At 45.3% G+C, this 9,491-nt stretch carries 12 protein-coding genes; 4 read left to right on the forward strand and 8 right to left on the reverse strand.

What is annotated here, in order from left to right; genetic code table 11:
* The first annotated feature begins 74 nt into the window (after window positions 1-74).
* On the forward strand, window positions 75-665 hold the full coding sequence (locus F6K51_RS05225) for a DUF2808 domain-containing protein (RefSeq protein WP_293018619.1): 591 nt from the start codon (window positions 75-77) through the stop codon (window positions 663-665).
* Window positions 666-942: 277 nt separating this feature from the next.
* Here the strand turns inward: F6K51_RS05225 and F6K51_RS05230 are convergent, their stop codons facing one another.
* Complete coding sequence (locus F6K51_RS05230) at window positions 943-1,065, reverse strand: hypothetical protein (protein ID WP_293018621.1); 123 nt, start codon at window positions 1,063-1,065, stop codon at window positions 943-945.
* 239 nt (window positions 1,066-1,304) lie between these two features.
* On the opposite strand from F6K51_RS05230, the gene F6K51_RS05235 reads away from it, so the two are divergent.
* Together F6K51_RS05235 and F6K51_RS05240 are read left to right on the forward strand one after the other, a co-directional pair.
* Window positions 1,305-2,321, forward strand: a complete 1,017-nt coding sequence (locus F6K51_RS05235) for a transposase (RefSeq protein WP_293018623.1) — start codon at window positions 1,305-1,307, stop codon at window positions 2,319-2,321.
* 350 nt (window positions 2,322-2,671) lie between these two features.
* A complete protein-coding gene (locus F6K51_RS05240) occupies window positions 2,672-2,971 on the forward strand; it encodes a hypothetical protein (protein ID WP_293018625.1) in 300 nt (99 codons plus the stop codon).
* Here the strand turns inward: F6K51_RS05240 and F6K51_RS05245 are convergent.
* From F6K51_RS05245 to F6K51_RS05265, 5 genes are all read right to left on the reverse strand, one after another.
* A complete protein-coding gene (locus tag F6K51_RS05245) occupies window positions 2,943-4,448 on the reverse strand; it encodes a HEAT repeat domain-containing protein (RefSeq protein WP_293018627.1) in 1,506 nt (501 codons plus the stop codon). The genes F6K51_RS05240 and F6K51_RS05245 overlap by 29 nt on opposite strands.
* A 56-nt stretch (window positions 4,449-4,504) precedes the next feature.
* Window positions 4,505-6,865, reverse strand: a complete 2,361-nt coding sequence (locus F6K51_RS05250) for a HEAT repeat domain-containing protein (protein WP_293018629.1) — start codon at window positions 6,863-6,865, stop codon at window positions 4,505-4,507.
* A 71-nt stretch (window positions 6,866-6,936) separates the two neighbouring features.
* Window positions 6,937-7,110 (reverse strand): hypothetical protein, encoded by a 174-nt coding sequence (locus F6K51_RS05255; protein ID WP_293018631.1) that lies wholly within the window; start codon window positions 7,108-7,110, stop codon window positions 6,937-6,939.
* A gap of 76 nt (window positions 7,111-7,186) precedes the next feature.
* Complete coding sequence (locus tag F6K51_RS05260; protein WP_293018633.1) at window positions 7,187-7,357, reverse strand: hypothetical protein; 171 nt, start codon at window positions 7,355-7,357, stop codon at window positions 7,187-7,189.
* A 94-nt stretch (window positions 7,358-7,451) separates the two neighbouring features.
* Entirely contained in the window at window positions 7,452-8,210 is a 759-nt protein-coding gene (locus F6K51_RS05265) for a phosphoadenylyl-sulfate reductase (protein ID WP_293018643.1), read from the reverse strand.
* 180 nt (window positions 8,211-8,390) lie between these two features.
* Here F6K51_RS05265 and F6K51_RS05270 point away from each other — a divergent pair, with 180 nt between their 5' ends.
* On the forward strand, window positions 8,391-8,570 hold the full coding sequence (locus F6K51_RS05270) for a hypothetical protein (protein ID WP_293018635.1): 180 nt from the start codon (window positions 8,391-8,393) through the stop codon (window positions 8,568-8,570).
* Between the two features lie 135 nt (window positions 8,571-8,705).
* Here F6K51_RS05270 and F6K51_RS05275 read toward each other — a convergent pair whose 3' ends face one another.
* Both F6K51_RS05275 and F6K51_RS05280 read right to left on the reverse strand, forming a co-directional pair.
* Window positions 8,706-8,900 carry a hypothetical protein gene (locus F6K51_RS05275; protein WP_070395662.1) on the reverse strand — a complete coding sequence of 65 codons (195 nt, stop codon included), beginning with the start codon at window positions 8,898-8,900 and terminating at the stop codon, window positions 8,706-8,708.
* Window positions 8,901-8,959: 59 nt separating this feature from the next.
* Window positions 8,960-9,277, reverse strand: a complete 318-nt coding sequence (locus F6K51_RS05280; protein WP_293018639.1) for a hypothetical protein — start codon at window positions 9,275-9,277, stop codon at window positions 8,960-8,962.
* Window positions 9,278-9,491: the final 214 nt, after the last annotated feature.

The raw sequence follows: 9,491 nt of genomic DNA on the forward strand, positions 1-9,491 counted from the left end.
GTATTGGTTAATTAACAATTTTTTGTTAAATAGTCAATTTCTTTCGGACGCTTTCTTGATTAGAGGTGATTCAGATGACTAACACTATAGCACGTTGGGAATTAACTAAGGCTCGTCTTATAGGCTCTGGTGCTTTTTTATTGGGTATATTGCTACCAACTACTCTTTATGGCTTACCTGCTAAGACGATTGAAATCGGTAATGGTAAGACTGTGTTTAATCGTGCTCCGCGTTTAGTTAGGGCAGCTACGAGCTTTACTAGAGTAAGGGTGCCAGCAACGTACCAATTCACCCTCAGATTACCGGAAGATGCTGGAGAGTCTTTGCAAGCTGTAACGATTACCCAGAATAAAACTAATATCGAGAAAGTCAATTTTGATCCGAGAAAGAGTCGTGCATTTGTGGGCGATTCTTTTGCTGGTGGCTCATCCCTGACTTTGGCTAATATTGGGGGAAGTGAATCGTCTAACTCGGATCAAGTAACTGTTGTGTTTGATCCACCGGTTGCTCCTGGTGAAACCATTACAGTTTCGGTTAGAGCTAAGGAAAATCCTGAGTTTAGTGGTTCTTATTTATTTGGAGTCACTGCTTTTTCCACTGGAGACAATAGCCCTGGTTTATTCCTAGGTAGCCGTAGGTTGTTTTTTGATGAGTTTGGAGACTAAGGGATAAGTGTCGATGTAGGGTGGGCAGTGGATGACACCGAGCAGCTGGGTTTTAGCTGTTGGTAACCACTGCCCACCATCGGATTAATCTAGCAGTAGTTTATGTAGGGTGGGCAGTGGATGACAGCGATCAGCTGTAGTTTAGCTGTTGGTAACCACTGCCCACCATCGGATTAATCACTAGCAGCCAATTGAGCAAATAATAGCTTCATCGGAATAGTTAAAACTGGAGCTGAAGCCTGCTCACAAAGAACGACAGTATGGAAAAGCGATTGGCCTACGGCCTCAGCTTCCGCGCTTTTGCGATCGCGTAGCGTGACCAAAGGTCAATCGCATTTTTAATTCCAGTCACCTGATCGGAATAGTTAAACACAGGAAACTTTAGAAGATGGGGAGTCATATCAGCAACTGGCTCCCCTTTTTACTGGCTGCATAGCTATTTACTAAAATTCTAAACTTGTGGACTTAACCTATTTTATAAATCCTAGAAATTGCTTTCAGTAATTTTAGTATTAATCTACCCATAATCCGCTATTTTACTATACAATTTACTACACTGAATACCATGACAGCAACGAGAGCAGTGATCTCTTTTTGATGAGATGGTTTTTAGGATTAGTCTAGAAGTAAAAAATAGAAATGAGCGAACCAATAGCTGACTATGACAATCCTTGGAAAGAAGCATTACAAGCCTATTTCGATTCATTTTTGCAGTTTTGTTTTCCCCAAGTTCACACTCTGATTGATTGGAATCAGACCCCCCAAGCCCTTGATACAGAATTACAGCAAATAGTTGGTGCTGCTGAGTCAGGAAAAAGAATCGCTGATAAATTATTCCAGGTCTGGCTCTGTAGTGGAAATGAAACTTGGGTGTTGATTCATGTAGAGGTACAAAGCCAAAAAGAATCAACCTTTGCTAAGCGAATGTACCAATATCATTACAGGGCATTTGACCTGTACGAGAAACCTGTGATTAGCTTAGCGGTATTGGGGGATGAGAATGCGTCTTGGTCTCCATCGTCCTATGAATATGGCTTGGGAGGTTGTCGCCTGAGTCTAGAATTTCCGATTGTTAAATTACTGAACTATCAGTCAATGTGGCAGGTGTTGGAATCGAGTACTAATCCCTTTGCAGTAGTGGTAATGGCTCATTTGAAAACCAAAGCTACCCATAAACAACCGATGGAGCGCAAGCGATGGAAGTGGTACCTGATTCGGAGACTTTTTGAACGAGGTTATAGTAAAAACGATATAGTGAAACTGTTCCAGTGTATTGACCAAATGATGGCTTTACCGGAAGAGTTAGAACTGGAGCTGAATCAAGAACTTGAACGTTATCAGGAGGAAAGACAGATGCCTTTGATTAGTCGAGTGGAAGAAAGGGCAATGAAGAGGGGTCTGGAACAAGGACTTCAACAGGGACTTCAACAAGGACTTCAACAAGGACTTCAAGAATCTCGGGAAGGTTTTCAAGAGACAGTAGTTAAAATTTTACAAAATCGGTTTGAATCGGTATCACCAGAATTGGTGGCAGCGATTAATTCAATAGAAGATATCTCTGTGTTGAAACAGTTGATTGATATCTCTCTTGAGAGTAACTCCCTTGAGGAATTTGAGCAGCTATTGGCACAACATCAGGTTGGTCAGGAGAATTAAAGAGTATGGAAACGGGCAAGATGCCCGTTCCACCAAGTTGATGTAGGGTGGGCAGTGCATCAAACAGATCAAATCAGCTGGGCGGATGTTGCTAAGCACTGCCCACCATCGAATTAATCACTTGCAGCCACTGTATTGACTAGATCATGGTTTGACCGGAATAGTTGAGAAGTTGATGTAGGGTGGGCAGTGCATCAAACAGATAAAATTACCTGGGCGGGTTTTGATAACCACTGCCCACCATGGAATTAATCACTTGCAGCCACTGTATTGACTAGATCATGGCTTGACCGGAATAGTTACAAGAGGAGCTGAATTAAGAACTTGAACGTTATCAGGAGGAAAGACAGATGCCTTTGATTAGTCGAGTGGAAGAAAGGGCAATGAAGAGGGGTCTGGAACAAGGACTTCAACAGGGACTTCAAGAATCTCGGGAAAGCTTACAAGAGACAGTGGTTAAGATTTTACAAAATCGGTTTGAATCGGTATCACCAGAATTGGTGGCAGCGATTAATTCAATAGAAGATATCTCTGTGTTGAAACAGTTGATTGATCACTCTCTTAAGAGTAAATCCCTTGAGGAATTTGAGCAGCTATTGGCACAACATCACTCCCGACTTCCTACAACTCAATGGAATAATGATCTTTAGCATCTTGTCCTGGACCCTGAGTCCACCGTGAATCAGGTTTCCAAGCACCATTTTCTTCTTCCCGACGGCGAGTGCGGACAGTGAGCTGATTACCGTTAATTTTCAGTAGATTATATTGCCAGGGATAACCAGTTCTTAGTTCAAGGGTCGGTGCGCCAAAGGTGCCAGCACAAATTCCATTGAGTTTGCGCCCACCTGGACTGAGGTCGTAACGGAAAAGGCTGGTTTCAGCTTTGTGGATATGTCCGTGGAGGAACAACCGGAATCCAGCTTGGGCCAGTTGTTCGATGAATCCTTGGTCGATAATCCTATCGCTTCCGTTACTATTCAGGGGATGGTGCCAAACCGCTATTTTCAGGCACTTGCCGTAGTCTGAGTTGCGAATCTCGCTCAGGGCTTTGGTCAGAGCATTTGGGTGGATGCTAGCACGGTCTGTGAAGTGGTGATCCAGTTGCCAAGCGGAATTTAGTCCTAGGATCAGCAACTTTTGATCTGGGAAATGGTCGATAATCCCTTGCTCGCGATAGTCGAGGGGATAGGGTTGACCTTTGATGGCTTGATAGAATTGACTGAAGTGGGCAAAGCGTTGTTGGTATTTGGCTTCGTCTCGGACTCGAATCACCTGATCAGTGACTTTGATGTAGTCACTGTCTTGGAGTTTATCATGGTCTTTTGTGCGATCGCATAACTCATAAGCCTCTGTTGCTAGTTCCCAGTTGAGGTCATGGTTACCGGGAACTAGAACAATTTGCTTCCGGTCTAGGGGGAAGTCTTTGCGAAAGTTGTCGAGAAAGTGTTGTGCAGCTTTGTATTCTTGAGGAGTAGACTCATTGCCGATATCACCGGAGAGGATAAGAGCATCAAGATGAGGGATTTTAAGGTCTTGGGTGAGGTCTTGGGCGAGTTGGTTTGACCAATTTTTAGCTTCGTCAGGGGTGGTGATGTGGAGGTCCGAGAGGTGGAGGATGTATATGGTTTGAGTGGTAATTGGTTCAGGGCTATCGGGTTTGGGAGTAGCTGTGGGATTATCGATTACCTTGTAAAATTGGTAGCGCTTTTGACTGGCTTCAAGGGCTTTAATGGTTTTCTGAAAAGTATCTTGATCATTAGTTGCTGCAAGAGTTGCTGCAAACTCTTCGTTTTTCAGTAGATTAATCAGTTTAGGAATAGTAGCATCTGTACCAATTTCACCCAAAGCTTCTGCCGCCATTACACGTAGATATGAGTTATCATTATCCAGGCATTTTATTAACAGTTCAATCCCCATTTCTATCCCAATTTTGTCCAGAGCCTCTGCCGCACTTGTAGCCACAGATGGGTCGGGATCATCCAGAGATTTAATTAACGGGTCAATCGCCACTTCTGTCCCAATTTTGCCCAGAGCTTTTGCTGCACTTATCCGCACAGATGGGTCGGTATCATTCAGGCATCTAATTAATCGGTTAATCGCCTTCTGTCCCAATTTTACCCAGAGCATCTGCCCCCCTTCCACGCACATCTAGTTTCTGATCATCCAGGCATTTACTTAACTAGTCAATCCTGGCTTCTCTGCCCGATTTTTTTTAGAGCATATTCTGCACTTTCACGCACAGATGATTCGGGATCACCCAGGCATTTTTTTAACGGATTAATCGCTACTTTGTTACCAATTTTTCCAAGAGCATCTGCCGCACTTATCCGCACAGATGATTCGGGATTATTCAGGGATTTAATTAATGGATCAATCGCTACTTCTGCCTTAATTTTACCGAGAGAATCTGCCGCATTTATCTGCACAAAATAGTTATCATCATCTAGCAATTTAATTAACGGCTCAATCGTCATTTCTGTCCCAATTTCCCCGAGAGATTCTGCCGCTCTTCCACGCACAGATGAGTCGGGATCATCCAGGGATTTAATTAACGGCTCAATCGTCATTTCTGTCCCAATTTCCCCGAGAGATTCTGCCGCTCTTCCACGCACAGATGAGTCGGGATCATCCAGGGATTTAATTAACGGCTCAATCGCCACTTCTGTCCCAATTTTGCCCAGAGCTTCTGCCGCCCTTTCACGCACAGATGAGTCGGGATCATCCAGGGATTTAATTAACCGGTCAATCGTGGCTTCTGTCCCGATTTCCCCCAGAGCAGATACCGCCATCTTCCGCACAGAATAGTCGGGATCATCCAGGGATTTAATTAACCGGTCAATCGCCACTTCTGTCCCGATTTCCCCCAGAGCAGATACCGCCATCCTCCGCACAGAATAGTCGGGATCATCCAGGGATTTAATTAATGGTTCAATCCTGGTTTCTGTCCCTATTTCCCCTAGAGCAGATGCTGCACTTATCCGCACAGATGGGTCGGGATCATCGAGGAATTTAATTAACGGGTCAATCGTTGCTTCTGTCCCTATTTCCCCTAGAGCTTCTGCCGCATTTATTCGCACGTATAAATTGTCATCATCCAGGTATTTAATTAGCTCAGGTATGGCTGTTTCTGATTGAGTTACTCCCAACAGCTGAACCTTAAGAGACTTCGGAACATTTAACCGAGCTACCAACTGGACAGTATCTTCCTGAAATTCCGGTTTTACTGCTCCTGCTAACCTGGCTCCCAGTTGCCAATCAAAATCTAACCCTAACCTTACCACCCGCTGGGCTTGGGCTTGATTGTCTACCAATTGCAGCATCATGACCAGAGGTTCTGTCCATTTCCAATAATTGAGATAGGTCTGTTGCAACTGCTGATCCGTAATACGTGGTAATTGCTTCAATAAATATTCTGCTGTATAGTATTCTTGGAGCAGTTGGTGTCGAAACTCAATCAACTCTCCTGATTGTTGAATCAAGTGATGGTTTAGTAAGTCCTTAAGCCAAGTCCTGGCGCAAACATTAGGATTAACAACAGCTTTCTTAAGTAGATAATTAGTTAAAATTTCTTCAGCTTTTGTTTTAGCAATAGCAACGCTGATCTCCTCGGGTTTATCGGGGTTATCCCCTCTTGTCATCACAAACCCTAACTGTTGCAGCAGCTCAGGCCAAAATTTTCTTGATTGATTATCGGAAACGTTAACATCTTGCTTGATTTTCTTAGAATAGAACTGGGTAAATGAGCGAAACACTAAACCGAGATTAGACGGTATCTTACCTATAGACTTAAACAGGTCACATAGCATCATCAATAGTAGGGGGGTTTGCCCAAACTCCCGTAAGCGATCGCTCAACTGCTCAAGCATCTGCTCCCCCTGTTGTGGCAAATACTTTCGGACAAACTCTGACATTTGGGCTGCACTCAAGGGTTGCATTTCCAACTTCTTCTGAATCCCCAAGTCACCACCAACTCCTAAATCCCTAGTGGTGAAAATCATTGGAGTACTTTTCTGGTAATCCTGCCGAAACTGAGTCAAATCCTGGCGTGCGTCATCTGAAGGTAACTCGTTGACGCCATCGATAAGTAACCAGAATTGTCCATCAAACAATAGTCTTTCGATATCGGTAGAGTCGAGCAGTACACCATGGCGTTTCAGAAAATTCCGCACTAACTCCAGCACAGATGTCTGGTAATATCGCAGTTCCACCAGCACCGGAATTTTCCCTTGTATCCCCTTATCTGCCAGCAATTGCACTAATGCTGTGGATTTGCCTGAACCCGGACGTCCCACCAGTAATACATGGTCATCAGCATACTTGCGCAATCCTTCTAGGATAGGCAAGCGTTCAGTTTCTTCTCGATTTTGGTTTCTTTCTGGCTGCTCCGACTTGATGGTTTGCACCATCAGGCCAAAATCAAACAGCCTCGGGGTCTGTTGCTGCTGCTTGCGCTTGCGGTCTTCGATATCGGTCGGGGTATAAACTTGCCACCATTGGGCGTAGGTTTTACGGATTGATTCTAGATAGGGATCCCAATTGGCCATGTTGAAGGTTGAAGGTTAGTTGGTTGAAGGTTTAATCGGGTTGAAGGTTTAATCGGGTTGAAAGTTGAAGGTTAGTTGGTTGTTCGCGTAGCGTGGCCAATAGGCCAAGGTTGAAGGGTTAAGGTTGAAGCAGAATGCGTTCGCGTAGCGTGACCAAAGGTCAATCGCATGATTGTAGAGGCACTATTGAAGTAGAGTGCGATCGCGTCTGTGATAGTAGCAAACTGGCAAGATGCCAGTTCCACCAATTAGTTGTAGAGGCACTATTAAACTAGTATGCGATCGCATCTGTGATAGTAGCAAACTGGCAAGATGCCAGTTCTACCGATTAGTTGTAGAGGCATTATCGGAATAGAATGCGTTCGCGTAGCGTGACCAAAGGTCAATCGCATTATTTCTAGACTGTAGCAAACTGGCAAGATGCCAGTTCCACGCCTGATGCCCCCAGCAAACTGGCAAGATGCCAGTTCTACCGATTAGTTGTAGAGGCATTATCGGAATAGAATGCGATCGCGTAGCGTGACCAAAGGTCAATCGCATTCTAATTCCCTACTCCCTACTCCCTACTCCCTACTCCCTATTAAAATTAAAGCGAACTAGAATCAAGACTTGCAGCTTCACCAGGAGTTTCAGGCAAGTGTATACCACACTCTTGCTTAAGGCCATGAAAACGGGTATCCCGTTCATCCTGATCATCGAAGGATAAAGGTCGGCTGGAATGCCAATCACCGACGGTTGTATAACCCTCATCAAACATGGGATGATAGGGTAAGTCGTGAGCTGTCAAATACTGATAGATATCCCTAGAGTGCCAGTTAAGAATTGGCAAAATCTTGTGCTGCTCTCCCTGCTTGTTAACCCAGCCCATCGTCTTGCGGTGGTCAGTCTGTTGCTTGCGCAATCCTGCTAACCATCCCGTTGCGTTCAGTTCCCGCAAAGCCCGCTGCATCGGTTCGACCTTGCGGATTTGGTCGTAGCGGTTGAGGGATTCTACATCATTCTTTTCCCAGAGTCTGTCATACAACGCTTCCATCCGTGCTGGACTCATGGCAGACTGGTACACTTTTACATTCAAGTTGAGCCGTTCGATCAACTCCTGGGCAAATCGATAGGTTTTCACCGGTAGGTAGCCCGTATCTACCCAAATTACTGGTATATCTGGCACCACAGTAGTGACCAAGTGCAGCATGACCGCTGACTGGATCCCAAAGCTGCTACTCATCACTAAGCCATCACCAAAAGTTTCAGCTGCCCATTCTACGATTTTGGTAGGGCTAGCCTCAGCAAGTTGCTGATTCACTGCTTCCAAATCCAGCTCAATTTGGTTTGATGTTACCCCGGTCATGGGGTCTGACTGCTGAGATTGAGGCTGCTTTGTTTTCCCATTCCCATCGAAGTGATCACGGCTTTCGATAGGTGCAGCCTGTTGATTTCCAGAAGCTTGATCAGAAGCGATCAGATTCAGTCGCGGCATGGTGGTAGTGTCTTGTTTGTACTCTGGATATATTGCTATGGTAGTTTATTCGTGAATAATCTCTTTCGGGAGAGGCAAGAGGCAAGAGGCAAGAGTGTGGGGAGTGTGGGAAGTGTGGGAAGTGTGGGAAGTGTGGGAAGTGTGGGGAGTGTGGGGAGAGGGGAGATGAAATTAATGTGTAGTAGTAATTTCCAGAATTGGTATAGGCTCGATCATACTGATGAGGTATAGTCAATTTTCTTACCCCTAATCCCGATTCCCGACTCCCGACTCCCGACTCCCGATTCCCGACTCCCGACTCCCGACTCCCGATTCCCTACTCCCGACTCCCTACTCCCTACTCCCTACTCCCTACTCCCTATAATCCTAAGAGTCTTCTTCAGTGATCGGCTCTCCGATATCAAATATAATCACAAATTGAGCATCAGGCATTAGCCGTTTCAGAGCCTGCATATGACCCTCGGCATCCGAACGTTTACGGAACCGAGCAACAATAACTCTTTGCATCTTGGGCAATAGGCGCACCACCACCCATGGATGTAGGCGTTCAGCATAGGACATAATCTAATGTATCTCCTGTTATAAGGGGTCCTAGAGCCAGCCTTCAGCCTGGAATATCTTCAGGCTGGCTCTTCCCGTTTAACGTTTAACGTCTGGGGCAATTTTATGATAACATAAAAAACCAATATTATAACATAATTTAAAAACTTTTGTAACAAAGTTGTGAGGGAATCGGGAATCGGGAATCGGGAGTCGGGAGTCGGGAGTGTGGGAAGTGTGCGAGGTGTGGGGAGATGGGGAGTCAGATCAACGTTCCCTGTTGCCTGTTGCCTGTTGCCTGTTGCCTCTTGCCTTGCGCGTAGCGCTATATAAAAAAACCAGCCATTGAGAGGGGCTGGTGATACTTGCTGTGTTGGGAGGAGAAAACCTAGGGCCAATACGCTTACAGTGTGCCTTTATCCCTGGCTGTGAGCTCAAGGTCTTAAGGACGTAGTGGTCCTCTGGTAATCAGTTATGTAAATAAATGTAACGAATATTTACAGATAACGCAACATTTCTTAATATTTTTTTCGGGAGTCGGGAGTCGGGAGTCGGGAGTCGGGAGTCGGGAGTCGGGAGTCGGGAGTCGGGAGTCGGGAGTCGGGAGTCGGA

The organism is Moorena sp. SIO3I8 (assembly GCF_010692325.1).
In the GTDB taxonomy this organism is placed as follows: domain Bacteria; phylum Cyanobacteriota; class Cyanobacteriia; order Cyanobacteriales; family Coleofasciculaceae; genus Moorena.

Excerpts from the sequence above, each read along its gene's own strand:
- F6K51_RS05235 (WP_293018623.1), top strand. The coding sequence starts at position 1,305 with ATGAGCGAACCAATAGCTGACTATGACAATCCTTGGAAAGAAGCATTA.
- F6K51_RS05240 (WP_293018625.1), top strand. The coding sequence starts at position 2,672 with ATGCCTTTGATTAGTCGAGTGGAAGAAAGGGCAATGAAGAGGGGTCTG.
- F6K51_RS05245 (WP_293018627.1), bottom strand. The coding sequence starts at position 4,448 with ATGCTCTGGGTAAAATTGGGACAGAAGGCGATTAACCGATTAATTAGA.
- F6K51_RS05260 (WP_293018633.1), bottom strand. The coding sequence starts at position 7,357 with ATGCCTCTACAACTAATCGGTAGAACTGGCATCTTGCCAGTTTGCTGG.
- F6K51_RS05225 (WP_293018619.1), top strand. The coding sequence starts at position 75 with ATGACTAACACTATAGCACGTTGGGAATTAACTAAGGCTCGTCTTATA.
- F6K51_RS05265 (WP_293018643.1), bottom strand. The coding sequence starts at position 8,210 with ATGACCGGGGTAACATCAAACCAAATTGAGCTGGATTTGGAAGCAGTG.
- F6K51_RS05230 (WP_293018621.1), bottom strand. The coding sequence starts at position 1,065 with ATGACTCCCCATCTTCTAAAGTTTCCTGTGTTTAACTATTCCGATCAG.
- F6K51_RS05250 (WP_293018629.1), bottom strand. The coding sequence starts at position 6,865 with ATGGCCAATTGGGATCCCTATCTAGAATCAATCCGTAAAACCTACGCC.
- F6K51_RS05275 (WP_070395662.1), bottom strand. The coding sequence starts at position 8,900 with ATGTCCTATGCTGAACGCCTACATCCATGGGTGGTGGTGCGCCTATTG.